This window comes from Pseudomonas sp. A-RE-19 (assembly GCF_019956555.1).
GTDB lineage: Bacteria > Pseudomonadota > Gammaproteobacteria > Pseudomonadales > Pseudomonadaceae > Aquipseudomonas.
Genome location: NZ_JAHBDQ010000071.1, coordinates 137,893 through 163,476, shown reverse-complemented (window position 1 = coordinate 163,476; position 25,584 = coordinate 137,893). Strand labels below are relative to the sequence as shown.

General features: G+C 59.4%; 22 protein-coding genes. 10 read left to right on the top strand and 12 right to left on the bottom strand.

The window, feature by feature from the left end; genetic code table 11:
* Positions 1-106: 106 nt before the first annotated feature.
* Positions 107-1,456 carry a glycerol-3-phosphate transporter gene (gene glpT / locus KGB14_RS27260; RefSeq protein WP_223490538.1) on the top strand — a complete coding sequence of 450 codons (1,350 nt, stop codon included), beginning with the start codon at positions 107-109 and terminating at the stop codon, positions 1,454-1,456.
* On the opposite strand, the gene KGB14_RS27255 is transcribed toward glpT, so the two are convergent.
* On the bottom strand, positions 1,432-2,100 hold the full coding sequence (locus tag KGB14_RS27255) for a gamma-glutamylcyclotransferase (protein ID WP_223490536.1): 669 nt from the start codon (positions 2,098-2,100) through the stop codon (positions 1,432-1,434). The two genes, glpT and KGB14_RS27255, sit on opposite strands and share 25 nt — an antisense overlap.
* Before the next feature lie 351 nt (positions 2,101-2,451).
* Here KGB14_RS27255 and KGB14_RS27250 point away from each other — a divergent pair, with 351 nt between their 5' ends.
* Positions 2,452-2,928: a sn-glycerol-3-phosphate transporter gene (locus tag KGB14_RS27250; RefSeq protein ID WP_317851055.1), complete on the top strand. Its 477-nt coding sequence runs from the start codon at positions 2,452-2,454 to the stop codon at positions 2,926-2,928.
* A gap of 10 nt (positions 2,929-2,938) precedes the next feature.
* On the opposite strand, the gene KGB14_RS27245 is transcribed toward KGB14_RS27250, so the two are convergent.
* The 6 genes from KGB14_RS27245 to KGB14_RS27220 form a co-directional block, all read right to left on the bottom strand.
* Positions 2,939-3,907 (bottom strand): CDP-6-deoxy-delta-3,4-glucoseen reductase, encoded by a 969-nt coding sequence (locus KGB14_RS27245; RefSeq protein WP_223490534.1) that lies wholly within the window; start codon positions 3,905-3,907, stop codon positions 2,939-2,941.
* Positions 3,907-5,373 carry a 4-hydroxy-3-polyprenylbenzoate decarboxylase gene (ubiD, locus tag KGB14_RS27240; protein WP_105340703.1) on the bottom strand — a complete coding sequence of 489 codons (1,467 nt, stop codon included), beginning with the start codon at positions 5,371-5,373 and terminating at the stop codon, positions 3,907-3,909. The genes KGB14_RS27245 and ubiD overlap by 1 nt, the downstream gene beginning before the upstream one ends.
* A gap of 80 nt (positions 5,374-5,453) precedes the next feature.
* The gene (locus tag KGB14_RS27235; RefSeq protein ID WP_223490532.1) at positions 5,454-7,409 is read right to left on the bottom strand and encodes an acyltransferase family protein; all 1,956 of its coding nucleotides are present in this window, start codon (positions 7,407-7,409) and stop codon (positions 5,454-5,456) included.
* Between the two features lie 262 nt (positions 7,410-7,671).
* Positions 7,672-8,931, bottom strand: coding sequence for a transcription termination factor Rho (rho, locus tag KGB14_RS27230; protein ID WP_007899384.1), 1,260 nt, complete (start codon positions 8,929-8,931; stop codon positions 7,672-7,674).
* A gap of 247 nt (positions 8,932-9,178) precedes the next feature.
* The gene (gene trxA / locus KGB14_RS27225; protein ID WP_003206727.1) at positions 9,179-9,508 is read right to left on the bottom strand and encodes a thioredoxin TrxA; all 330 of its coding nucleotides are present in this window, start codon (positions 9,506-9,508) and stop codon (positions 9,179-9,181) included.
* Positions 9,509-9,628: 120 nt separating this feature from the next.
* Positions 9,629-10,336 carry a FadR/GntR family transcriptional regulator gene (locus KGB14_RS27220; RefSeq protein WP_223490530.1) on the bottom strand — a complete coding sequence of 236 codons (708 nt, stop codon included), beginning with the start codon at positions 10,334-10,336 and terminating at the stop codon, positions 9,629-9,631.
* 257 nt (positions 10,337-10,593) lie between these two features.
* On the opposite strand from KGB14_RS27220, the gene KGB14_RS27215 reads away from it, so the two are divergent.
* The 5 genes from KGB14_RS27215 (at position 10,594) to ppx (ending at position 15,157) form a co-directional block, all read left to right on the top strand.
* The gene (locus KGB14_RS27215) at positions 10,594-11,379 is read left to right on the top strand and encodes a transporter substrate-binding domain-containing protein (protein WP_223490527.1); all 786 of its coding nucleotides are present in this window, start codon (positions 10,594-10,596) and stop codon (positions 11,377-11,379) included.
* A 22-nt stretch (positions 11,380-11,401) separates the two neighbouring features.
* Positions 11,402-12,082 (top strand): amino acid ABC transporter permease, encoded by a 681-nt coding sequence (locus tag KGB14_RS27210; protein ID WP_223490525.1) that lies wholly within the window; start codon positions 11,402-11,404, stop codon positions 12,080-12,082.
* Complete coding sequence (locus KGB14_RS27205; RefSeq protein WP_223490522.1) at positions 12,079-12,729, top strand: amino acid ABC transporter permease; 651 nt, start codon at positions 12,079-12,081, stop codon at positions 12,727-12,729. Before KGB14_RS27210 ends, KGB14_RS27205 begins: the two co-directional genes overlap by 4 nt.
* A complete protein-coding gene (locus KGB14_RS27200; protein ID WP_223490520.1) occupies positions 12,716-13,453 on the top strand; it encodes an amino acid ABC transporter ATP-binding protein in 738 nt (245 codons plus the stop codon). The genes KGB14_RS27205 and KGB14_RS27200 overlap by 14 nt, the downstream gene beginning before the upstream one ends.
* 201 nt (positions 13,454-13,654) lie before the next feature.
* Positions 13,655-15,157 (top strand): exopolyphosphatase, encoded by a 1,503-nt coding sequence (gene ppx, locus KGB14_RS27195; protein WP_223490518.1) that lies wholly within the window; start codon positions 13,655-13,657, stop codon positions 15,155-15,157.
* Positions 15,158-15,346: 189 nt separating this feature from the next.
* On the opposite strand, the gene ppk1 is transcribed toward ppx, so the two are convergent.
* Together ppk1 and hemB are read right to left on the bottom strand one after the other, a co-directional pair.
* On the bottom strand, positions 15,347-17,569 hold the full coding sequence (gene ppk1, locus KGB14_RS27190) for a polyphosphate kinase 1 (RefSeq protein ID WP_223490516.1): 2,223 nt from the start codon (positions 17,567-17,569) through the stop codon (positions 15,347-15,349).
* Positions 17,570-17,587: 18 nt separating this feature from the next.
* Complete coding sequence (gene hemB, locus KGB14_RS27185; protein WP_008076082.1) at positions 17,588-18,601, bottom strand: porphobilinogen synthase; 1,014 nt, start codon at positions 18,599-18,601, stop codon at positions 17,588-17,590.
* A gap of 208 nt (positions 18,602-18,809) precedes the next feature.
* Here hemB and KGB14_RS27180 point away from each other — a divergent pair, with 208 nt between their 5' ends.
* The gene (locus KGB14_RS27180) at positions 18,810-19,442 is read left to right on the top strand and encodes a DedA family protein (RefSeq protein WP_223490514.1); all 633 of its coding nucleotides are present in this window, start codon (positions 18,810-18,812) and stop codon (positions 19,440-19,442) included.
* Here the strand turns inward: KGB14_RS27180 and KGB14_RS27175 are convergent.
* Complete coding sequence (locus KGB14_RS27175; RefSeq protein ID WP_223490512.1) at positions 19,423-20,658, bottom strand: sterol desaturase family protein; 1,236 nt, start codon at positions 20,656-20,658, stop codon at positions 19,423-19,425. The two genes, KGB14_RS27180 and KGB14_RS27175, sit on opposite strands and share 20 nt — an antisense overlap.
* A 114-nt stretch (positions 20,659-20,772) precedes the next feature.
* Here KGB14_RS27175 and elbB point away from each other — a divergent pair, with 114 nt between their 5' ends.
* Positions 20,773-21,441, top strand: a complete 669-nt coding sequence (gene elbB, locus KGB14_RS27170) for an isoprenoid biosynthesis glyoxalase ElbB (RefSeq protein ID WP_223490510.1) — start codon at positions 20,773-20,775, stop codon at positions 21,439-21,441.
* 116 nt (positions 21,442-21,557) lie between these two features.
* Here the strand turns inward: elbB and KGB14_RS27165 are convergent, their stop codons facing one another.
* Both KGB14_RS27165 and KGB14_RS27160 read right to left on the bottom strand, forming a co-directional pair.
* Complete coding sequence (locus tag KGB14_RS27165) at positions 21,558-22,013, bottom strand: YaiI/YqxD family protein (protein ID WP_150632076.1); 456 nt, start codon at positions 22,011-22,013, stop codon at positions 21,558-21,560.
* Between the two features lie 105 nt (positions 22,014-22,118).
* Entirely contained in the window at positions 22,119-24,017 is a 1,899-nt protein-coding gene (locus tag KGB14_RS27160) for an FTR1 family protein (protein WP_223490508.1), read from the bottom strand.
* Positions 24,018-24,168: 151 nt separating this feature from the next.
* Between KGB14_RS27160 and KGB14_RS27155 the strand changes: the two genes are divergently transcribed.
* Positions 24,169-25,566: a COG3014 family protein gene (locus tag KGB14_RS27155; protein ID WP_223490506.1), complete on the top strand. Its 1,398-nt coding sequence runs from the start codon at positions 24,169-24,171 to the stop codon at positions 25,564-25,566.
* The last annotated feature ends 18 nt before the right edge of the window (positions 25,567-25,584 follow it).

Genomic DNA, 25,584 nt, shown 5'->3' with positions numbered 1-25,584 from the left:
ATCTCCAATATTTCCACTGTTTAGCCAATGCGAACCGGTGCTATTTTCGGTAACGAAACTGTAACATTCGCATCCGCAGTCAAAACAAGAAATCTGGAGCTCTTGAATGTTTGCTTTCTTTCGTCCTGCCGCACATCAGGCTCCATTGCCTGAAGAAAAAATAGACAGCACCTATCGACGCCTTCGCTGGCAGATCTTCGCCGGGATTTTCATTGGGTATGCGGGTTACTACCTGTTGCGCAAGAACTTCACCCTGGCGTTCCCGGATCTGATCGCCCAAGGCTATACAAAAGGTCAACTCGGGGTGGCGATGTCGGCGATTGCGATCGCCTACGGTCTTTCCAAGTTTCTGATGGGGATCGTGTCCGACCGCTCCAACCCTCGTTACTTCCTGCCCTTTGGCCTGGTGGTGTCCGCCGGGGTGATGTTCGTTTTCGGTTTCGCACCGTGGGCGACGTCCAGCGTGACCATGATGTTCATCCTGTTGTTCATCAACGGCTGGGCGCAAGGCATGGGCTGGCCACCGAGCGGGCGCACCATGGTGCACTGGTGGTCGCAGAAAGAACGCGGCGGTGTGGTTTCGGTCTGGAACACCGCACATAACGTCGGCGGCGGCTTGATCGGCCCGTTGGCGATCCTCGGCATGGGCTGGTTCAACGACTGGCACAGCAAGTTCTACGTGCCGGCAGCGGTGGCGTTGCTGGTCGCTGTATTTGCCTTCATTGTCATGCGCGACACCCCGCAATCGACGGGCCTGCCGCCGATCGAGAAGTACAAGAACGATTATCCGGAAGGCTACGACGCCAGCCACGAAGAAGAATTCAGCGCCAAGGACATCTTCGTCAAATACGTGCTGCGCAACAAAATGCTCTGGTTTATCGCCCTGGCCAACGTCTTCGTCTACTTGCTGCGTTACGGCATTCTGGATTGGGCGCCGACCTACCTTAAAGAGGTCAAGCACTTCGACTTCGACAAGACGTCGTGGGCGTATTTCCTGTACGAGTGGGCAGGCATTCCCGGCACGCTGCTGTGCGGCTGGATGTCGGACAAGATCTTCCGTGGCAACCGTGGCCTGACCGGCATGGTGTTCATGGCGCTGGTGACCGTTGCGACGATCGTGTACTGGCTGAATCCACCGGGTAACCCGATGGTCGATATGATCTCGCTGTTCGCAATCGGCTTCCTGATCTATGGCCCGGTGATGCTGGTCGGCCTGCAAGCGCTGGAACTGGTGCCGAAGAAGGCCGCGGGTACGGCTGCAGGCTTTACCGGCCTGTTTGGTTACCTGGGCGGTTCAGTCGCGGCCAGTGCCCTGATGGGCTACACGGTGGATTATTTCGGCTGGAATGGCGGCTTCATCCTGCTGGTCGTCGCCTGCCTGCTGGCGATGGCGTTCCTGGCACCCACCCTGAGCCACAAAAACGTCGCCAGTCAGAGTCGCGAAGCGCTCGCCTGATCGGCCTTTGATTTGCAGCGTTTGAGCCGCGCCTCCAGATTCCGGTCTGGCATGGCGTGGCTACGCAGGGCGCTGGCGGTCTGCTCGACATAATCGCGAGTGGTGCCGTAACGCCCACAAGCGTTTTCGAATACCTGGCTCAGCACATGATCCGGCAAGTTGCCGGCATAGCTGGGCAGGTGCCGCTCCAAAACGAAACCCAACGCCTGAACCTTGCTTCCGTCTTCAAGACGGCAGCTGAGCCAGTGTGGGCGATAAGACGGGAATGGCATTTCGCGTTGCCACAAGGCATAGAGTGAGGCTTCAAGTTGATCTTCAGGCAAGCGATAGGCGAACCCGCTGCAGGAACCGCCGCGATCCAGGCCAAACACCAGACCCGGTACTTCCGGTGTACCGCGATGTTCGTGGGACCACAGGTACAAGCCGCGATGGTAGCCATGCACCCGGCCGCGCACCCGTTCCACCGCCGGGCATTCCGGCCGCCAGATCAGCGAACCATAGGCGAACAGCCAGACCGGGCCACCCTTATGGCGTGCCATGGTGGACTGCATCGAGGTAAGCAATTGTTCGTGCGTAAGTTGCGGCCCCAGATCGAGTCGCGGAGGGTAAGCCAGATTCAAAAAAGCAGATTCAATGGCACTCATGGCGATGGAATTTCGGCCCTGCAATTATTACAAAATATAAGCAACCTTCACGTTATAGAACATATAGCAGTAATACTAAAACGAAAAGTGCTAAGAGACATTTGACCTTGCATAACCCCCTAAAAATTCAAATGCTGAAGCTGGAGGGCTTGGCTATATACCCTAATATCATCTAGGAGAATTCTTAAATACCAGAACGAAATATACATAAGCAATCGGCGCGTCTACGATAAAACCCACTTAGGAGAAACTTCCTACAAACCCTTCGGATTTCCCGCCTGCCCGCTGCAGCTAACGTCGCGTATAACGGCCACCAAAGGCGCAAGCCAAACTGCCTCAAAGGCCTGAACAATGAAAAAACCATGGATTTACGCGCTACTTCTGATGCTCACGGCGCAGCACTCGCTGGCGGAGAATACCTCTGAGAAAGACACCGGCTCCTGGTATTTGCAGACCAGCGTCTATACCAAACACTTCTCCCCCGACTCCGACCACAATAACAATCAGGACCTCATCGGCCTTGAGCGCGAGCAAGCGTCCGGCTGGTTGTTTGGTGGCGCAACTTTTCGCAACTCGTTCAGCCAGCGTTCATATTATGTGTATGCAGGCAAACGCTACGAGAGCGCCGACTATCCCGTGTACATAAAACTCAGTGGTGGTCTGTTGCAAGGTTACAGCGGCAAGTATCAGGACAAGATCCCCCTGAATCACTTCGGGGTCGCGCCGGTGATCATTCCTTCAGTCGGTGCGCACTACGGACCGTTGGCAGCCGAGCTGGCGTTGCTCGGCTTCAATGCCGTCATGGTGACGACCGGGGTGCGCTTCTAGAACGACCTACCTACGATCGCGGGGCGTAAGCAAATACATCCGCGCGCATTTGATGGGCATCCATCCCCGCTTCGACCAACGCATCCAGCGTGCCGTAAACCATGGCCGGAGAGCCGCTGGCATAGACGTGCAAGGCTTTCAGATCAGAAAAATCCTCACACACGGCTTCATGCAGCATCCCGCAGCGCCCTTCCCAGCCACATTGATCGCTGACGACTTTATGCAGGAACAGATTGGGTAATTTCAGCCATTCATCCCAATGTTCGATTTCATAAAAATCTTCGGGACGACGCACGCCCCAATACAGATGCACCGGATGCTTGAAACCCGTGGCCCGGCAATGTTCGATCAGGCTATGGATCTGGCCCATGCCGGTACCGGCAGCAATCAATACCAGTGGACCGTCCGGCAGTTCCGCCAGATGGGTATCGCCGAACGGCATTTCGATCCGAACCATGGCGTTGCGTTGCAGCTGTGCGATCAGGCTCAACGCACTGCTTTCGCGCGCCAGCACATGAATTTCCAGATCACGTCCCGAATGTGGAGCAGAAGCGAGGGAGAAGGCCGACTTCTCGCCATTCTCACGTTCGATCATCAGGTACTGGCCGGCGTGATAACGCGGCGGCTTGCCCGCTGGCGCCCGTAGACGCACGCGCCAGGTATCGCCGCCGACGTCTCTGCACTCAATGACCTGACACGACACGCTGCGCACCGGCAGTTCTCCCAGCGCGAGCACGCCATCCCACAGCACGATGCAGTCTTCCAGCGGCTCTGCAATGCAAGTGTAGAACTCGCCATGGTCACGCACATCGCCGGCCTGTTCGACCCGTCCTTCTACCAGCAACGCGCCGCACACATGGCAATTGCCGTTGCGACAGCTTTGCGGGCATTCATAGCCCAGGCGCCGCGCGCCATCGAGAATCCGCTCGCCGGGCAGAATCTCTAGCACTGCTCCGGAGGGCTGCAAAGTTACACGCATCAATCTATTCCTAACTGATTCCAGATGGCATCGATCCGTTGGGTAACGGCTTCATCCTTGACGATGACCCGGCCCCACTCGCGAGTGGTTTCGCCCGGCCATTTATGCGTGGCATCGAGCCCCATCTTCGAACCCAGGCCGGAGACCGGCGAGGCGAAGTCGAGGTAGTCGATCGGCGTGTTGTCGATCATCACCGTATCGCGCTTGGGGTCCATGCGCGTGGTGATGGCCCAGATCACGTCGTTCCAGTCCCGTGCGTTGATATCGTCGTCGGTGACGATAACGAACTTGGTGTACATGAACTGTCGCAAAAACGACCAGACACCGAGCATGACCCGCTTGGCATGCCCCGGATACGACTTCTTCATGGTCACGATGGCCATGCGGTACGAGCAGCCTTCGGGCGGCAGGTAGAAGTCGGTGATCTCCGGAAACTGCTTTTGCAGGATCGGCACGAACACTTCGTTCAGCGCCACGCCGAGAATCGCCGGCTCATCCGGCGGACGGCCCGTGTAAGTGCTGTGGTAGATCGGTTTGATCCGGTGGGTGATGCGCTCGACGGTGAACACCGGGAAGCTGTCGACTTCGTTGTAATAGCCGGTGTGGTCGCCGTATGGACCTTCATCGGCCATTTCGCCCGGATGGATCACGCCTTCGAGAATGATTTCAGCGGTGGCCGGCACTTGCAGGTCGTTGCCACGGCACTTCACCAGTTCAGTGCGATTGCCGCGTAACAGACCGGCGAACGCGTATTCGGAGAGGCTGTCCGGCACCGGGGTCACGGCGCCCAGAATGGTTGCCGGGTCAGCGCCCAGGGCGACAGAGACCGGGAACGGCTGGCCGGGGTGTTTCTCGCACCACTCACGGTAATCCAGCGCGCCGCCACGGTGGCTCAGCCAGCGCATGATCACCTTGTTGCGGCCGATCACTTGCTGACGGTAGATGCCAAGGTTCTGGCGATCCTTGTTCGGACCTTTGGTGACGGTCAGGCCCCAAGTGATCAGCGGGCCGACGTCGCCCGGCCAGCAGGTCTGCACCGGCAACATCGCCAGATCGACATCGTCGCCTTCGATGACCACTTCCTGACACACCGCGTCCTTGACGACTTTCGGCGCCATGGCAATGATCTTGCGAAAGATCGGCAGCTTGGACCAAGCGTCTTTCAGGCCCTTCGGCGGCTCGGGCTCTTTGAGGAACGCCAGCAACTTGCCGATCTCGCGCAGCTCGCTGACCGACTCGGCGCCCATGCCCATGGCCACCCGCTCGGGGGTGCCGAACAGGTTGCCGAGTACCGGAATGTCATAACCGGTGGGCTTTTCGAACAGCAGCGCCGGGCCTTTGGCTCGCAGCGTGCGATCACAGACTTCGGTCATCTCCAGCACTGGAGAGACGGGGATCTGGATGCGTTTCAACTCTCCGCGCTGCTCAAGCTGCTGCACGAAATCCCGAAGATCCTTGAATTTCATTGATGATGGCACCCCTAAAATAGGCGTACATCCTACCTGCTCTGCCGACCAAACAGCAGCCTGTCAGTGCGCAGCAGCCATCAATTGTGATTTGCACCCAGCAGCACCGGAGCAAACAACGGGCTCAACCGGGCACTGCCTGTGTCCGACAGATGATCCTCGTCCTTGTACTGCGAATGACCATTGATCTCGATACTGCAAATCCGCTCCCCACACATCAACGGCGTAGGGTCGATGACATGTACACCCGGATCGGCGGCACTCATCGAGTCGAACAAGGTACTGACAAAATGCTGGCGGGCCAGGTGCTCTTCGAGCGGTCGGCCCAGCCCCTCGGCCGAACGCCCGATCCGGGCCAGGCTCGTCAGTCGGTCGACGGCGCCCTTGCGCTGCAGCGGCACGTCCTTGAACAACCAGACTTGCGCGCCCGCCTCTCTTAACGCCGCCACCTGCGCCTTGAGCGCCGTGGCCATACGCTCCTCGGCCTGGGCCGTATTGTCATGCTCACTAAGCAGAACCTTTTTATCGCCGTCTTCGCGACCGTAAACGTAAAGACTCCAATTGGATGCCAGCACCACATCCTTGATCTGCAGGCTGCGAACCCGCTCCATCGTCTGTTCGTTGAAATCCTTGCAACGCTGGCGTAAGTCATCGCTCTGAAGCGGCGGACAGGCGCTCATGCTGTAAAGCCACACCGGGCGACTCTCGCGCTTTGCGCCACTTTCGATGGCCGGCAACAGCGCCGCAGCGTGACTGTCGCCCCAGAACACTTGCGTCGCCGGAACCTCTTCGTTACCCCCCACCAGACACGCCTTGTCGAGTTTTTTGTCCGAGGTCACCAACATGCATTTCAACTGCCCGGCCCGCCAATCCCGAGACAGCGCATATTCCAGCGCTTTGCCGGTAAGGCGCTGGGGGAAACCGTCCGCCGATCGCACCATCGAACCGGTAACCGCCAGAGCGGCCATGGTCAGCAAGCCCCCCAACAACACGGGGTTGCGTCCGGCCAGCAGGCGTCTTTCACGGAATGGAAGTTCGACGAAGCGCCAGCTCAACCCTGCAAGGCCCAGCGCCAATAGCATCCAGCCTGCAGCCTCCAAGGGCTGAATGCCGTCGATCGAAATGGCATTGGCGTAGACGTAGACCGGCCAGTGCCACAGATACAAGGAATAGGAGAGAAGGCCGATCCATACCAGCGCCCGAGCACTCAACACCTGACCGACCCATGTAGAACCGTGCCCGCCAGACCAGATCAGCGCGGTTGCACCGAGCACGGGTAGCAAAGCCGCCCAGCCTGGGAACACCGTAGCCTTGTCAAAGGTGAACACCGCGACCAGGACAGCCATCAACCCGGCCACCCCGACAGACTGATAGAGCCAGGGCCGCACGGCTTGTTTTGACGCAGGCAAGACCGCAAGCATGGCACCGCACAACAGCTCCCAGGCACGTGTCGGCAGCGAAAAGAACGCGACGTCGGGCTTGCGCTCGATATAGGCGATATTGAGCCCGAAAGACACCAGCAGCACGGCAAACAGCATCCAGCGCCAATGACGAACATGGCGCATCAACAACACCATCAACAGCGGAAAGAAGATGTAGTACTGCTCTTCAACGGCCAGGGACCAGGTATGAAGCAACGGCTTTAATTCCGACGCGGGCTGGAAATAGCCGTCTTCGCGCATGAACAGGATGTTTGAAATAAACAGCGACTGATAACGAACCGTCCTTCCCAGCTCGGAGAAGTCCTTGGCCGTCAGCAACAACCAGCCCAGGGCCAGCGTCGCCAGCAGCACCACGCTCAAGGCCGGAATGATCCGTCGTGCACGGCGAGCCCAGAAATCGATGAAGCTGAAACGCTGTGCGCCGATCTCACGGAACAGGATGCTGGTAATCAGGAATCCGGAAATGACAAAGAAGACATCAACACCGACAAAGCCACCGCTGAAAGTGCTGAAGCCAAAATGAAATAGCACGACCGGAATAACGGCCAGGGCTCGCAATCCGTCAATGTCACGGCGATTGCCAAATGTGTGCATAACGTCCCTTGTCACTGCAGATACAAAGCCGATTGAAAAAGGGACTCACCGGTAGCGCGACGGCGGAAAGAGGCGATAGATCCGCTATTGGCGGGCGGCGGCACCCATTGAATGGGCGCCAGTTTACAGCACACCAAGTATCAATCCAGATACAAAAAAACCTGCGCAAAAAAAAGAGCGCCCTTTCGGGGCGCCCTTTTTTGAAGCGTTTGTCCCGTCCTGAATGGGTTTAACCTGCTTCAGGACCAGACAGTACTTCGTGTTACTTACGCTTCATCGACAAGAAGAACTCGTCGTTGGTCTTGGTCTGTTTCAGCTTGTCGACCAGGAACTCGATGGCAGAGACTTCGTCCATCGGGTGCAACAGCTTGCGCAGGATCCACATACGCTGCAGTTCGTCGTCGGCTGTCAGCAACTCTTCGCGGCGGGTACCGGAACGGTTGATGTTGATGGCCGGGAACACGCGTTTTTCAGCGATCTTGCGATCCAGAGGCAGTTCCATGTTGCCGGTGCCTTTGAATTCCTCGTAGATCACTTCGTCCATCTTCGAGCCGGTTTCAACCAGCGCGGTGGCGATGATGGTCAGCGAGCCGCCTTCTTCGATGTTCCGTGCAGCGCCGAAGAAACGTTTCGGTTTCTCCAGGGCGTGAGCATCGACACCACCGGTCAGTACCTTGCCGGAGCTCGGGATCACGGTGTTGTAGGCACGCGCCAGACGGGTGATGGAATCGAGCAGGATCACCACGTCCTTCTTGTGCTCGACCAGGCGCTTGGCCTTCTCGATTACCATTTCGGCAACCTGCACGTGGCGGGTTGGCGGCTCGTCGAATGTCGAGGCAACCACTTCGCCACGCACGGTGCGCTGCATCTCGGTCACTTCTTCCGGACGTTCGTCGATCAGCAACACGATCAGATGAACTTCAGGGTTGTTACGTGCGATGTTCGCCGCGATGTTCTGCAGCATGATCGTTTTACCGGCTTTCGGCGGAGCAACGATCAGGCCGCGCTGGCCTTTGCCGATCGGGGCGCACAGGTCGATGACACGACCGGTCAAGTCTTCGGTGGAACCGTTGCCGGCTTCCATCTTCATGCGCACGGTCGGGAACAGCGGGGTCAGGTTCTCGAAGAGAATCTTGTTTTTCGCGTTCTCGGGACGATCGTAGTTGATCGTGTCGACCTTGAGCAGCGCGAAGTACCGCTCGCCTTCCTTTGGAGGGCGGATCTTGCCAACGATGGTGTCACCGGTGCGCAAGTTGAAGCGGCGGATCTGGCTCGGCGAGACGTAGATATCGTCCGGGCCGGCGAGATAGGAAGCGTCAGCGGAGCGCAGGAAGCCGAAGCCGTCCTGGAGAATCTCCAGCACGCCATCACCGGAGATTTCCTCGCCGCTTTTAGCGTGCTTTTTGAGCAGGGAGAAAATCACGTCCTGCTTGCGCGAACGGGCCATATTTTCTATGCCCATCTGTTCGGCCAATTCGAGCAGTTCGGTAATCGGCTTTTGCTTGAGTTCAGTCAGATTCATATAGGAATGACGTAATCATTTATGGAGGGGGGAAATTAAGCTTTTGGCTTAATGAGGCCGCGCCGCAGAGAAGGCGACAGGATCGCGTACTTATTCGAAAAGGAGTGCGTCGGCGACGGCTAGCAGGGGGCAATGGAGAAACCAGTGCGGGGCCGAATGTACCACCTGAGTTTCGGAGCGTCTAGCCCTCAATAACGAAAAGGCCCCGCATAATGCGGGGCCTTTTCATGACGCTTTATAACAACGCTTAGATGTTGGCGTCGAGGAAGGCCGCCAGTTGCGACTTCGACAGCGCGCCGACCTTGGTGGCTTCGACGTTGCCGTTCTTGAACAGCATCAGCGTCGGGATACCACGTACGCCGTGCTTGGCCGGGGTTTCCTGGTTTTCGTCGATGTTCAGCTTGGCAACGGTCAGCTTGCCTTTGTAGGTCTCAGCGATTTCGTCCAGAACAGGAGCGATCATTTTGCATGGGCCGCACCATTCAGCCCAGTAGTCGACCAGTACAGCGCCTTCGGCCTTGAGTACGTCGGCCTCGAAGCTAGCGTCGCTAACGTGTTTGATAAGATCGCTGCTCATGGAAGTCTCCAGGTTGTAAGCAAAAAAACGTGGCCCATCATAGCCGCCCTTCCCGCGTTCAGGAAGGTGCAGATGATTGAGTCTCGCTATGGTGGCCCATGAATTTGGGTATAGCTCAAGTCACGAGGTGGCGGGAGCGACGAACGCAATTCCGGTGCGCAGGGCGGCGTTGCGCACATGCTCCTGCATCGCCTTCTGCGCAGCACCTGAAGCCCGGCGAGCCAACGCGCGGAGGATTTTACGGTGTTCCTGCCAGGTTTCCATGGCGCGTTCGGCCCGGATGAACGGTAGCTTCTGGCTTTCCAGGAAGATGTCGGCACTGGCGCTCAGGATGCTCAGCATCGCCTGATTGCCGCTGGCCAGGAGGATGCGCCGGTGGAACTCGAAGTCCAGTCGCGCCGCCGCATCGAAGTCGGCGGCCCGCAGTTCGTTGCGCATGGCGGCGACATTGTCTTCCAGGGCATCGAGCTCATCGGTGCTCAGGGTCACCGCCGCCAGCCCGGCGGCAAAACCCTCCAACGCATAGCGCAACTGGAAGATGTCCAGCGGCGATGCCTGGGCCGCGAACGGCCAACCCGGTGTCGCATCGCCCCGGGGCAAATCGACCGGCGACTGCACGAACACGCCCTTGCCCGGCTGGATGCTGATCACGCCCAGCGCACTCAGGGACGACAACGCCTCGCGGAGCGACGCCCGACTGACCCCCAATTGCACCGCCAGGTCCCGTTGCGAGGGCAACGCATCCCCCGCCCCGAAGCCTTGCTCGGTGATCAGTTTGCGGATGGCTTGCAGCGCCACTTCGGGCACCGCGCGAGAGATCGAGTTCATGATTGTTTTGGATGAGCCAGGCCAATGAGCGGCTAGTTGTAAAGCTATTCGCGACGTCCGGCAAGTCGTGCCCCATGGGGGTTCGAGTATTTTCACGGGTGCGCCATCAGGGTGCGAAATGCCGCCCAACTGTTCAGACCAGTAAGACCTTACAACACCAGCAAAACCGTGGCCTGCACCCCTCAAACGTCAATCTTGGCATGGCCCGTGCTCTGTCGATCCGCAGAAATCACTTCCCGCCGATCCGGAGATTTGCCATGACCCAGCGTTACAGCGCCCTCCTCGCTGCCCTGTTTGCCAGCCTGATGCTGAGCCAGGCACCCGCCCACGCCGACGGTCTGGAGGATGTGGTCAAACGCGGCACCCTCAAAGTTGCCGTGCCCCAGGACTTCCCGCCATTCGGCTCGGTCGGCCCGGACATGAAACCTCGCGGCCTCGATATCGACACCGCCAAACTGCTGGCCGACCAGCTCAAGGTCAAACTCGAACTGACCCCGGTCAACAGCACCAACCGCATCCCGTTCCTGACCACCGGCAAGGTCGACCTGGTGATTTCCAGCCTCGGCAAGAACCCCGAGCGCGAGAAAGTCATCGACTTTTCCCGTGCCTACGCCCCGTTCTATCTCGCCGTGTTCGGCCCGCCAGACGCCGCCATCAAGGGCCTGGACGATCTCAAGGGCAAAACCATCAGCGTCACCCGGGGCGCCATCGAAGACATCGAACTGACCAAAGTCGCCCCCGAAGGCGCGACGATCAAACGCTTCGAAGACAACAACTCGACCATCGCCGCCTACCTCGCGGGGCAAGTCGACCTGATCGCCAGCGGCAACGTGGTGATGGTGGCGATCAGCGAGAAAAACCCGAAACGCGTGCCAGCCCTGAAAGTGAAGCTCAAGGATTCGCCGGTTTACGTTGGCGTGAACAAGAACGAGCCGGCGCTGCTGAGCAAGGTCAACGACATCCTCACCACGGCCAAGGCTGACGGCGCGCTGGAGAAGAACTCGCAAACCTGGCTGAAAGAGCCGCTGCCGGCCGATCTCTGATCGTTCGCGCGGGAGACGATTTATGGCTTATCAGTTCGATTTCTTGCCGGTGGTGGCAAACACCGACCTGCTGCTGCGCGGCGCGCTGTTCACCCTTGAGTTGACGGCCATTGGCGCGGTGCTCGGGGTCAGTCTGGGTATCGTCGGGGCGCTGGTGCGGGCGTGGAATATCCGCCCGTTCGCCGGCATTTTCGGGGTCTACGTCGAGTTGATCCGCAACACGCCGTTCCTGGTGCAGTTGTTTTTCATCTTCTTCGGCTTGCCGTCGCTGGGCCTGCAGATTTCCGAATGGCAGGCGGCGGTGCTGGCAATGGTGATCAACCTGGGGGCCTATTCGACCGAAATCATCCGCGCCGGCATTCAAGCCATCCCGAGGGGGCAGCTGGAAGCCGCAGCCGCCTTGGCGATGACACGCTTCGAAGCCTTCCGCCACGTGGTTCTTCTGCCGGCGCTGGGCAAGGTCTGGCCGGCCCTGAGCAGCCAGATCATCATCGTCATGCTCGGCTCGGCAGTCTGTTCGCAGATCGCCACCGAAGAGCTGAGCTTCGCCGCCAATTTCATTCAATCGCGCAACTTCCGCGCCTTTGAAACCTATGCCCTGACCACACTGATCTATCTGTGCATGGCGCTGCTGATCCGCCAATTGCTGAACTGGATCGGCCGCCGGTTTATATCAAGAAGCAGCGCAAGGACCAGCCAATGAGCGATTTCACCTTCTGGGACATCCTGCGCAACCTGCTCACGGGCCTGCAATGGACCTTGGCATTGTCGTTGGTGGCGTTTATCGGCGGTGGCGTGATCGGCTTGCTGATCATGGTGATGCGGATCTCAAAAAAATCCCTGCCCAGCAACTTCGCCCGCACCTACATCGAACTGTTCCAGGGCACGCCGTTGTTGATGCAGCTGTTTCTGGTGTTCTTCGGTGTGGCATTAGCCGGTGCAGAGATTTCACCGTGGATGGCCGCGGCGATTGCCTTGACGCTGTTCACCAGTGCTTACCTGGCGGAGATCTGGCGCGGTTGCGTCGACTCGATCCCCAACGGCCAGTGGGAAGCCTCGTCGAGCCTGGCGCTCAACCCGCTGGAGCAACTGCGTTACGTGATCCTGCCGCAAGCATTGCGCATCGCCGTGGCGCCGACCGTGGGCTTTTCGGTGCAAGTGGTCAAAGGCACCGCCGTCACTTCGATCATCGGCTTCACCGAACTGACCAAAACCGGCGGCATGCTCGCCAACGCGACCTTCGAACCCTTCATGGTCTACGGCCTGGTGGCGCTCGGTTACTTCCTGCTCTGCTACCCCTTGTCCCTCAGTGCGCGCTACCTGGAAAGGAGACTACATGCCTCTGCTTAGAATTTCCGCCCTGCATAAATATTACGGCGACCACCATGTGCTCAAAGGCATCGACCTGAGTGTCGACGAAGGCCAGGTGGTGGCGATCATCGGCCGCAGCGGCTCGGGCAAATCCACCTTGCTGCGCACCCTCAATGGCCTGGAATCGATCAACGACGGCGTGATCGAAGTCGACGGCGAATACCTCGACGCCGCCCGCGCCGACCTGCGCAGCCTGCGGCAGAAAGTCGGGATGGTGTTCCAGCAATTCAACCTGTTCCCGCACCTGACCGTGGGCGAGAACGTCATGCTCGCGCCGCAAGTGGTGCAGAAAGTGCCGAAAGCCAAAGCCGCCGAACTGGCGCGGCAGATGCTGGAACGGGTCGGGCTGGGGGAAAAGTTCGATGCTTTCCCGGATCGGCTCTCCGGCGGGCAGCAACAGCGGGTGGCGATCGCCCGGGCGCTGGCGATGTCACCCAAAGTGCTGCTGTGCGACGAAATCACCTCGGCCCTGGACCCGGAACTGGTCAACGAAGTGCTCAGCGTGGTCCGGCAACTGGCCAAGGAAGGCATGACGCTGATCATGGTCACCCATGAAATGCGTTTTGCCCGGGAGGTTGGGGACAAGTTGGTATTCATGCACCATGGCAAGGTGCACGAGGTGGGAGATCCGAAGATTCTGTTTGCCAATCCGCAGACGGCGGAGCTGGCGAATTTCATTGGGACCGTCGAGGCGGCGGGCTGAGGGATACGCAGCGTCTTTGAGACCGTCATCGCGAGCAGGCTCGCTCCCACGTTGGCTCTGTGTCAGCCGCAAGATTGAAGGCAACATGGGATCCTGTGGGAGCGAGCCTGCTCGCGATTGACCGCAAAGCGGTCACCTGCGCGTTGGCGCGAGCGTTTGATCGTGGCACGATGTCGGGGTTATCGACCGAGACCCCTGACCATGCCGCTACCCCAAGCCAAGAATCTGTCCCTGATCGCCGCAATCGACCTGGGCTCCAACAGCTTTCACATGGTCGTGGCCAAGGCCCAAAACGGCGAAATCCGTATTCTCGAGCGTCTCGGGGAGAAGGTTCAGCTGGCCGCCGGCATCGACGAAGAGCGTCAACTCAGCGAAGAATCCATGCAGCGCGGGCTCGATTGCCTGAAGCGTTTCGCCCAACTGATCAGCGGTATGCCGCCCGGCACCGTGCGGATCGTCGGCACCAACGCCCTGCGCGAAGCCCGTAACCGCGGCGAATTCATCCATCGAGCCGAAGAAATCCTCGGTCACCCGATAGAAGTCATCTCCGGCCGTGAAGAAGCGCGTCTGATTTACCTCGGCGTCTCTCACACCCTCGCCGATACGCCGGGCAAGCGCCTGGTGGCCGACATCGGCGGCGGCAGTACCGAATTCATCATCGGCCAGCGCTTCGAGCCGCTGCTGCGCGAAAGCCTGCAAATGGGCTGCGTCAGCTTCACCCAGCGCTATTTCAAGGATGGCAAGATCACCCCGGCCCGCTACGCCCAGGCGTACACCGCGGCGCGGCTGGAGATCATGAGCATCGAACACGCCCTGCACCGCCTGACCTGGGATGAAGCCATCGGCTCCTCGGGCACCATTCGCGCCATTGGCCTGGCGCTGAAGGCCGGCGGGCATGGCACTGGCGAAGTGAACGCCGAAGGCCTGGCCTGGCTCAAGCGCAAGCTGATCAAACTCGGCGATATCGAGAAAATCGACTTCGAAGGCATCAAGCCCGATCGCCGGGCAATCTTCCCCGCCGGTCTGGCGATTCTCGAAGCGATCTTCGATGCCCTCGAACTGCAACGCATGGACCACTGTGAAGGTGCCCTGCGCGAAGGCGTGCTCTATGACCTGCTGGGCCGTCATCATCACGAAGACGTCCGTGAGCGCACACTCAGCTCGCTGATGGAGCGTTACCACGTCGATCAGGAACAAGCCGTACGAGTCGAACGCAAGGCACTGCACGCCTTCGATCAAGTGGCTGAAGACTGGGACCTGAACGATGGCGTCTGGCGCGAATTGCTGGGCTGGGCGGCCAAGGTCCATGAGGTGGGCCTGGACATCGCCCACTATCAGTACCACAAGCACGGTGCCTACCTGATCGAGCACTCGGACCTGGCCGGATTCTCTCGCGAAGACCAGCAAATGCTCGCGCTACTGGTGCGTGGCCACCGACGCAACATTCCCAAGGACAAGTTCGCCGAATTCGGCGACGACGGCATCAAGCTGATTCGCCTGTGCGTGCTACTGCGCTTTGCGATTCTGTTCCATCACATCCGCGGCACCCAGGAAATGCCCCAGGTCGTGCTGCACGCCAACGGCGACAGCCTGGATGTGTTGTTCCCGGAACACTGGCTGGATGACAACCAGCTGACCCAGGCCGACTTCGCCCTGGAAGCGGAGTGGCTGACCCGCGTCAGCTTCGTGCTGAACGTCCGCTAATCAGAAAGCTGCCGACAATCCCGTAGGAGCTGCCGCTGGCTGCGATCTTTTGATCTTGCTTTTCAGAGATCAAGATCAAAAGATCGCAGCCTTCGGCAGCTCCTACACAGAACAGGTTCGGCATAAACGTCCGGTGAAAACAAAAATGGCGATCCGCAGGGATCGCCATTTTTTTACGCTACGCCGAGGTTAACGTACGGCAAGAATCGGACTGCCCAAACGCTCAAGCAACGTTGCCTGGGCACTGCGCGGGTTCTGGTTGCCGGTCGGCGTATTGCGCACGTAGCGACCGTCCGACTGCAGGCTCCAGCTGTGAGTGTTATCGGTGAGATAAAGCTCCAGCTCTTTCTTGACCCGCAAAATCAGCTTCTTGCCTTCGACCGGGAAGCAAGTCTCGACGCGCTTGTCGAGGTTGCGCTCCATCCAGTCGGCGCTGGACAGGAACATCTGCTCTTCGCCGCCGTTGAGGAAGTAGAAGACCCGGGTGTGTTCCAGGAAGCGGCCGATGATCGAGCGCACATGGATGTTGTGCGAGACCCCGGCGATGCCCGGTCGCAGGCAGCACATGCCGCGCACCACCAGATCGATACGCACCCCGGACTGACTGGCCTTGTACAACGCGCGGATGACCTTCGGATCGGTCAGCGAGTTGAACTTGGCGATGATGTGCGCCGGCTTGCCATCGAGGGCGAATTGCGTCTCCCGGGCAATCATGTCGAGCATGCCCTTTTTCAAGGTGAACGGCGCGTGCAGCAGTTTCTTCATGCGCAGGGTTTTACCCATGCCGATCAACTGGCTGAACAGTTTGCCGACGTCTTCGCACAAGGCGTCGTCGGAAGTCAGCAGGCTGTAGTCGGTGTACAGACGGGCGTTGGCCGCGTGATAGTTGCCGGTACCCAAGTGAGCGTAACGGACAATCTCGCCAGCCTCGCGGCGCAGAATCAGCATCATTTTGGCGTGGGTCTTGAAACCGACCACGCCGTAAATCACCACCGCACCGGCCGCTTGCAGACGGCTGGCCAGTTGCAGGTTGGATTCCTCGTCGAACCGCGCGCGCAATTCGATCACCGCCGTCACTTCCTTGCCGTTGCGCGCAGCGTCCACCAGCGCATCGACGATCTCGGAGTTGGCGCCACTGCGATACAACGTCTGACGGACCGCCAACACGTGCGGATCCTTGGCCGCCTGGCGCAGCAAGTCGACCACCGGGGTGAACGACTCGAACGGGTGCAGCAGCAGGATGTCCTGCTTGCTGATCACGCTGAAAATGTTCTCGCTGTTTTGCAGCAGTTTCGGGATCTGCGGGGTGAAAGGGGTGTATTGCAGCTCCGGATGGCTGTCCAGACCGGTGATGCTGAACAGCCGGGTCAGGTTGACCGGGCCGTTGACCTGATACAGCTCGGTCTCGTGCAGGTTGAACTGCTTGAGCAGGTAATCGGACAGGTGTTTCGGGCAGGTGTCGGCCACTTCCAGCCGCACCGCGTCACCGTAGCGACGGGAGAACAACTCGCCGCGCAGGGCGCGCGCCAGGTCTTCCACGTCTTCGGTATCGACCGCGAGGTCGGCGTTTCGGGTCAGGCGGAACTGGTAGCAGCCCTTGACCTTCATGCCCTGGAACAGGTCATCGGCGTGGGCGTGGATCATCGACGACAGGAACACGTAATTGTCGCCCGGGCCACCGACTTCTTCCGGCACCTTGATGATTCGCGGCAACAGACGCGGTGCCGGGATGATCGCCAGACCGGAGTCGCGACCGAAGGCGTCGACGCCTTCGAGCTCGACAATGAAGTTCAGGCTCTTGTTCACCAGCAAGGGGAACGGGTGCGTCGGGTCAAGGCCGATCGGGGTGATGATCGGCGCGATCTCGTCGCGGAAATAACGACGAACCCAGGTCTTGAGCTTGGTGGTCCAGTAGCGGCGGCGGATGAAGCGGACCTGATGTTTTTCCAGTTCCGGCAACAGAATGTCATTGAGGATCGCGTATTGGCGATCGACGTGGCCGTGCACCAACTCGCTGATGCGGGCCAGCGCCTGGTGCGGCTGCAGGCCATCGGCGCCGGCCTGTTCACGGGCGAAGGTGATCTGCTTCTTCAGGCCGGCTACCCGAATCTCGAAGAACTCGTCCAGGTTGCTGGAAAAGATCAGCAGAAACTTCAGCCGCTCCAGCAACGGGTAAGACTCATCCAGCGCCTGTTCCAGCACGCGGATATTGAACTGCAGTTGCGAGAGCTCGCGATGGATGTACAGGCTGCTGTCATCCAGGCCGGGAATGGCAATCGCTGGCGCCGACACGGCGGGCTCGGCTACCACCGCCGCTGGAGCAGGCTCCAGCTCCGGCGGGGTTTCAGCAATTTGCTCCACCACGGGTTGAGCATCTTTTACGGCAACTTCAGTGAGTCCTTCGGTATTCATCGAATGTTCCTGGGAGGGCTATTTTTGCTCTCGTAACAATTGAGCAGCGCGGACGGCAAAGTAAGTCAGGATGCCATCAGCGCCTGCACGTTTAAAAGCGGTCAGGGATTCGAGGATAACCCCTTCGCTCAACCAGCCATTCTGGATCGCTGCCATGTGCATGGCGTATTCGCCACTGACCTGATAGACAAAGGTCGGCACTTTGAATTCTTCCTTGACCCGGTAAAGGATATCCAGATACGGCATGCCTGGCTTGACCATGACCATGTCCGCGCCTTCTGACAAGTCCGCTGCCACTTCGTGCAAGGCTTCATTGCTGTTGGCCGGGTCCATCTGATAGGAAGCCTTGTTGGCCTTGCCCAGGTTCAGCGCCGAGCCCACCGCATCGCGGAACGGGCCGTAATAGGCGCTGGCGTATTTGGCCGAGTAAGCCATGATCCGCACATTGACGTGATCGGCCAGCTCCAGTGCCTCGCGAATGGCCTGAATGCGACCGTCCATCATGTCCGACGGAGCCACCACCTGAGCGCCGGCTTCAGCGTGGGACAAAGCCTGTTTAACCAGTGCGTCGACGGTAATGTCGTTCTGCACATAGCCTTCTTCGTCGAGGATGCCGTCCTGACCGTGGGTGGTGAACGGGTCCAGAGCGACGTCGGTGATCACACCCAACTCCGGGAATCGATCACGCAGAGCCCGGGTAGCGCGCTGAGCGATGCCGTCGGGGTTCCAGGCTTCAGCGGCGTCCAGGGATTTGAGCTCTGGTGGTGTCACCGGGAACAGTGCCAACGCAGGAATCCCCAGCTCGACCCACTTGGCCGCTTCTTCAAGCAACAAATCGATGGTCAGGCGTTCGACACCCGGCATCGAGGCCACCGCTTCGCGACGGTTTTCACCGTCCAGCACGAACACCGGCAGGATCAGGTCGTCAACGGTCAACACGTTTTCACGGACCAGTCGACGCGAGAAATCATCACGACGGTTGCGACGCAGGCGGGTTGCAGGAAACAAACGGTTGGCGGGGGTAAAGCTCACGGCAGACTCCTGAGCCCGCGCTGGCGGGCGAGCGTGACAGTTATAAGCGGCCATTATGACGAACGAATGACAGTTGTGCTTAGCCCTGTGACAGGTAGCCGCATTCCATTGTCCTTGTAGGAAATGTTCACGTCGAGACACATTTGGACACTTTCATGAATGTGCACGAAGCGTTAGGCTGCGCGTTCATTTCGCCAGCACCCAGACAATGCTCCAACAATTTCTTCAGGAATTCGGCTACTTCGCCCTCTTTCTCGGCACGTTCTTCGAAGGCGAAACCATTCTGGTGCTCGCAGGCTTCCTTGCGTTCCGCGGATACATGGACCTCAAAGTGGTAATGCTCGTGGCGTTCCTCGGCAGTTATGCCGGCGATCAGCTGTGGTATTTCCTGGGGCGCAAGCACGGGCGCAAATTGCTGGCGCGCAAGCCGCGCTGGCAACTGATGGGCGATCGGGCGCTGGAACATATTCGCAAACACCCGGACATTTGGGTGCTGAGCTTTCGCTTTGTCTATGGACTGCGCACCGTGATGCCGGTGGCGATCGGTCTGTCGGGCTATCCACCGGGACGTTATTTGCTGCTCAACGGAATTGGCGCAGCCATCTGGGCCGCCGCGCTGGCTTCCGCCGCCTATCACTTCGGCGCGGTGCTCGAAGGCATGCTGGGCAGTGTCAAGAAGTACGAGCTATGGGTGTTGGGCGCCCTGCTGGTACTGGGTTTTTGCCTGTGGCTGCGGCGGCGCTTCAAGAATGCCCGTCTGGCAAAGAAGATCTACGCCGACGAGCAAGCGTTGAAAGCCGAACAGGCCAAGTCCAGCGAACCTACGACACCAATCGAGTGAAGCGGTCTCTACAACAGTAGAGACCGATGCCGCTGAGCAGGCTGTAACTGAGCAGCCCCACCCAGCCCACCGCGCTGCCAGGCCATAGCCCGGCCATCGGCGCCAGCCACACCAGCGGCAGGTTCGACGCCAGCCGCAACAGCTCCAGCTTCAATGCCTGCGGGCGATTCTCCAGGGCCACACCCAACACAAACAGCCCCCATGCCACGGCACCCCAGCCCAACACCAGGGCGGACGTCGGCAGGCTCTGTTCAAGGTTCATCAAGTAACTGCCCAAGGCGATGTAAACGCAGAACTGCAGCGCCACATACCACTGCTGGCGCCCGTCCAACGCCACCTCGAATTTGCGGAACTGGCTCAGGTCCGGCTTGTTCATCGGGTATTTGGCTGCTACGTCCGCCGGCCGCCAACCGGTACGCATGAACCAGATCCGCAGCTTGTCCCACCCGCTTTCGGCGCGCCGGGCGTCATCCCACAGCTGCGCATAGAACTGCGCGTTCGCCCACAACGGATTCCAGCTCGCCAGTGGCGTGGTCACACCGAAAATCACCGGTTCGTTGTCGTCCTCTTCCTGGAACGAGCCGAACAGACGGTCCCAGATAATGAACACCCCGCCGTAGTTGCGATCCATGTAGAGAGCGTTCTGTGCATGGTGAGCCCGATGATTGGACGGCGTGACGAAGAACCATTCGAACCAGCCGAGCTTGGGAATGTGCCGGGTGTGCACCCAGAATTGGTACAGCAGGTTCAGTGCCGCAACGCTGACGAACACCAGCAGCGGCACGCCGAGCACGGCCATGGGCAGGTAGAAAATCCAGCTCAACAGAAACCCGGTACTGGTCTGGCGCAAGGCCGTGGAGAGGTTGTAATCCTCACTCTGGTGATGCACCGAATGGGCGGCCCAGAGGATGTTGCGCTCGTGGCCCAGGCGGTGCAGCCAGTAATAACAGAAGTCGTAGAAGACGAAAGCAAACACCCAGACCCAGACGCTGTCGGCCGACAGCTCGATCACGGCCAGATGCTTCAGGGCGAAGGCATAAGTGACCAGGCCGACGCCTTTGGTCAACAGACCCGTGGTGGTCGACAGCACGCCGGTGCTGAGGCTGTTGATCGCATCTGCCACGCGGTAATTGCTCACCCCGCGCCAACGGTCGGCCAGCAACTCGACCACAATCAGCACAAAGAAAAACGGCACCGCATACAGAATGAAGTTCATGACGCGACCTGATCAGAATCGTTCAGCAGAGATTAGGTGTAGCCGCGAATTAACCCTATGGCAACGAGTGACAAATTAGTGGACATTTAACGCCATGAATCTGGAGAAAAGCCCATGAGCAAAAAAATTGCAGTGATCCTTTCCGGCTGTGGCGTGTACGACGGCGCCGAGATCCACGAAAGTGTCATCACCCTGCTGCGGCTGGACCAGCGCGGTGCCCAGGTGCAGTGTTTCGCACCTGATATCGCGCAATTGCATGTGATCAACCACCTCACCGGCCAGGAAATGCCCGAGTCGCGCAATGTACTGGTGGAATCGGCGCGCATCGCCCGGGGCAACGTCAAGGATATCCGTGAAGCCAGCGTCGAAGACTTCGATGCGCTGATTGTTCCTGGCGGATTCGGATCAGCCAAGAACCTGTCCAACTTTGCCGTCGAAGGCGCCGGTTGCAGCATTCAACCTGACGTCCTGGCATTGACCGAAGCGTTCGCCGAGGCCGGTAAACCGGTGGGGCTGATCTGCATCTCGCCGGCCCTGGCGGCAAAAATCTACGGCCCGGGCGTGACCTGCACCATTGGCAACGATGCCGATACTGCCGCCGCAATGAACAAGATGGGCGCCACCCATGCCGAGTGCGCGGTGACGGACATCATCGAAGACAAGGCGCGCAAGCTGGTGAGCACTCCAGCGTACATGCTGGCGCAATCGATCAGCGAGGCCGCTTCCGGCATCAACAAACTGGTCGACCGCGTACTGGAACTGACCCACGAAAACGACGAGTAACACTGTTCAATGTGGGAGCGGGCTTGCTCGCGAAGACTGACTGACATTCAACATTGATGGTGGCTGACACACCGCTTTCGCGAGCAAGCCCGCTCCCACAGGATTCAATTCATGGCTTAGGCTTTGCGCGACAATCGCGTGAGTATCCGGTCCAGCGCATTGGCGAACGCCTGCTTCTCGCGCTCGCCAAACGGTGCCGGCCCGCCGCTCATCTGGCCCTGTTCACGCAGATCGGTGAACAGGTTACGCACCGCCAGCCGATCACCCATGTTCTGCGCGTCGAACTCCTTGCCGCGCGGGTCCAGCGCCGCAACGCCTTTCTTCACCAGCCGATCCGCCAGCGGCACATCGCTGCAAATCACCAGCTCACCCGGCACCGCGTGCTCCACCAGGTAATCATCGGCGGCATCCGGGCCGCTGGGCACCACGATCAGCTTCACCAGGGCAAGGCCCGGTTTGATCTGCGGCTGACCGGCCACCAGTACCACTTCGAACTGGCGCTTGAGGGCGAATTTCACCACCAGATCCTTGGCTGCCCGAGGGCAGGCGTCGGCATCGATCCACACGCGCATTGTGTTTTCCTCTTCCAAAAAAATCGCGAGCAGGCCCGCTCCCACAGGTTATACGCAATCCTGTGGGAGCGAGCCTGCTCGCGATTGTGAGCGCAGCGAATGCTTTTAAGAAACCGGCAACCGCCGCTTCTCGGCCATCCGGCTACGGCTGTACAGCACGATGATCGCAATGATCGCCACGGCCTGCGCACTCAGCGAATAGGCATCCGCGTGGATCCCCAGCCAGTCGAAGTCAAAGAACGGCACCGGCCGCGTGCCGAACACCCCGGCTTCCTGCAACGCCTTCACGCCATGGCCGGCAAACACCACCGACAACGCGCAGAGCAAACCGGCATTGATGCCGAAGAACAACGCCAAGGGCAGTTTCGCCGAGCCGCGCAAAATGACCCAGGCCAGACCGATCAGCAGTACCAGCGCCGTCGCGCCGCCCGCCAGCACGGCGTTATGCCCTGCTGGCCCGGCCTGCAACCACAACGTTTCGTAGAACAGGATCACTTCGAACAGTTCGCGATAAACCGAGAAGAACGCCAGGATCGCAAACCCGAAACGCCCTCCGCCGCTGACCAGGCTGCTCTTGATGTAATCCTGCCAGGCCGCCGCGTGGCGCCGGTCGTGCATCCACACGCCGAGCCAGAGCACCATGACACTGGCAAACAAAGCGGTCGCACCTTCCAGCAATTCTCGCTGGGCACCGCTGACGTCGATCACATACGCCGCCAACGCCCAGGTCGCCAGCCCGGCCAGCAGCGCCAGGCCCCAGCCGGTGTTCACACTGCGCACCGCCGATTGCTGGCCGGTATTGCGCAGGAACGCGAGGATCGCTGCGAGCACCAGAATCGCTTCCAGACCTTCTCGCAACAGAATCAACAAACCGGAAATGTAGCTCAGCGACCAGCTCAAGCCATCGCTGCCGAGCAGGCCGGCAGATTCTTTCAACTTGGCTTTGGCCGCCTCCAGACGTTGCTCGGCCTGGGCCACCGGCAAGCCGTCCTGCAACGACTGACGGTAAGCCATCAGGGACTTCTCAGTGTCTTTGCGCACGTTGGCGTTGACGTTGTCCAGCGAGCTTTCGACCAGTTCGAAGCCTTCCAGGTACGCCGCCACCGACAGGTCGTAGGCTTGGTCATGATCGCCGGCGCGGTAGGCGGCGATGCTCTTGTCCAACGTGGCCGCCGTGTATTCCAGCAATTGCCCCGGGCCGCGCTTGACCTGCGGCGGTTGTGCCCGTTGCGCGCGGAAGGTCGCGGCCGCTTGCGCACCTTCGGCGGCCTGCACTTCGGCGGGTGTCCGACGCGCCAGGTCGGCGATGTTGTAGGTTTTCTCGGATTTTGCCGCCGCCGGATCGGCGCTGAAGCTGGCGATGTAGGTCGCCAGGTCCCAACGCTGACGGTCATCCAGCTGATCGGCGAAAGCCGGCATGTCGGTGCCTTCGACGCCCATGCCCAGCGTGTTGTAGATCGCGTAGAGGCTCAGACGGTCCAGTCGCGCGGCATCGCGCAGATTGGTCGGCGGTGGCGTCATGCCGACGCCCGCCGGGCCATCACCGGCGCCCGCATCGCCATGGCACACCGAGCATTGCTGAGCATATAGCGGCGCACCGCGGGTCGGGTCCGGGGTAATGATCGGGGCTTGACTGACCTCATACGCCACCGCCAGTTTTGCGCCCAGTTGCCGGGCCTGACGGCCCACATCCGCGCCGTCCTTGCGAGCGGCGATTGCAACACGAAGGCTGCTGATGCCCTGCTCCAGCTCTGCGCGCTCGGGTTTGGCCGGCAAATCGGCGATCAAGCCTTGCAGCACCTTCAGAAATTCCTGCTGTTCGCGGTATTCAGACTCATCAATGACGTTGCCCGCCTCGACCGTCGCCGGGTAATCGGCGCCGATGTAATCGAGCAAATGCAGGGCCTTGGACGCACCTTCCGTGGTTTCGGCCAACGCATTGAAACTGCAAAACGCGATCACCGGCAGCACGAGCCACGCCAGAAAACGAGAGGAGGCAATCATGAATAAATCTCAAATGGAAATACGAAGTAACACATTGTTCACTCTCAATGAGTTTCACTCAAGCTTTGTTGGTAATTCCCGTGCAACGGCATGTACAGTTGGCGGCAAATTGCCACCTCCCGCGGTTTAATTCAGGGAAGAATCATCGTCCATGCGTTCACCTCTTTTCGTTCTGATGTTAAGCCTCGCCCTGCAACTGACCGGGTGCGCCGCCTACCGCAACTACGACCTGGAACTGGAACAAACCACCGACCAGCTGAAAGCGGGCAATCCGCAGGGCGCTCTCCAACTGCTGGAACTGCACAATCCGTCAGAAGAACGGGACTTGCTCTACTACTTTGAAAAAGGTGCAGTGCTGAGTGCCAGTGGGGCGCTGCCGCAAAGCCAGGTTGCCTGGCGTAGCGCGGAGCAAATGGTGATCCAGCGCCAGGACACCGTCGAGTCTGTCAGCACACAGCTCTTGTCCGCGATGGGCGATCACTGGGGCAGCATCATCAACGACAAACTGCGTCGCTACGATGGCTACGACTACGAAAAAGTCATGCTGACCACGCAAATGGCTCTGAACCAGTTGGCCGTGAATGACTTCGACGGTGCCCGCGCCGACATCAAGAAAACCCACGAACGTGAAACACTGATCGCCCGTCAACGGGAAAAGGAATACGAGCGACTCGAAGAAGAAGCCAAGGCCCAGGGTGTTCGCGTGCACTACAAGGATCTTCAAGGCTACCCCGTGATGACCCTCGATGCGCCCGCTGTGATTGCGCTGAAAAACGGCTATCAGAGTGCATTCAGTCACTACCTGGCCGGGTTCACCTATGAAGCGCTGGGTGAGCGTGATCTCGCCGCCCCGGGTTATCGCCAGGCCATCGAGTTGCGTCCCGACCTGCCCTTCTTCGAACAGGCATTGCGCGAACTCGACCAACCCGCAATCAAGGCAAATGAAAGTGATGTGCTGATTGTCGTGCAAAGCGGCCTGGCGCCGGCGCGCAGCTCGGTTCGTGTCCCCTATCCGGTGCGCCTGGAAGACAACCAGGTGATCGTCGCCAACGTATCGTTTCCAGTGATGGTTCCCGACACGTCAACCCCGGCGTTCACGCAGATGACGATCGATGGCCGCAAACAGCAACTGATCCTTGTTAACAGCATCACCGACATGTCTTTGCGAACGTTGCGCGACGACATGCCTGGCATCATTCAGCGCACCGCCTATCGCGCCTTCCTGGCCGCTTCTGTTCAGGCTACAGACAACCGACGCGACCCGAGCAAAGCCTCTTACGTGACACAGCACGATGGCTTCGAGCATGCGGACACCCGAACCTGGCGCACCTTGCCCAACATCACTCTGATGACGCGTCTGCGCCTGAAAAAAGGCGAGCACCTGATCAGCCTGCCCAACGCACCGGGTGCCGCGCCCCTGAAAGTCCGCATCGATCAGAACCATCAGGTGATAGGCCTGAGAGCGCTAGGCAACCGGACTTACAGCAACGGAGTGGCTTTCGAACCTGCTTCTGCACCTGAAAGCAATGTGGTATCCGGCCTGAAATAAGTAATGGCACATTATGAA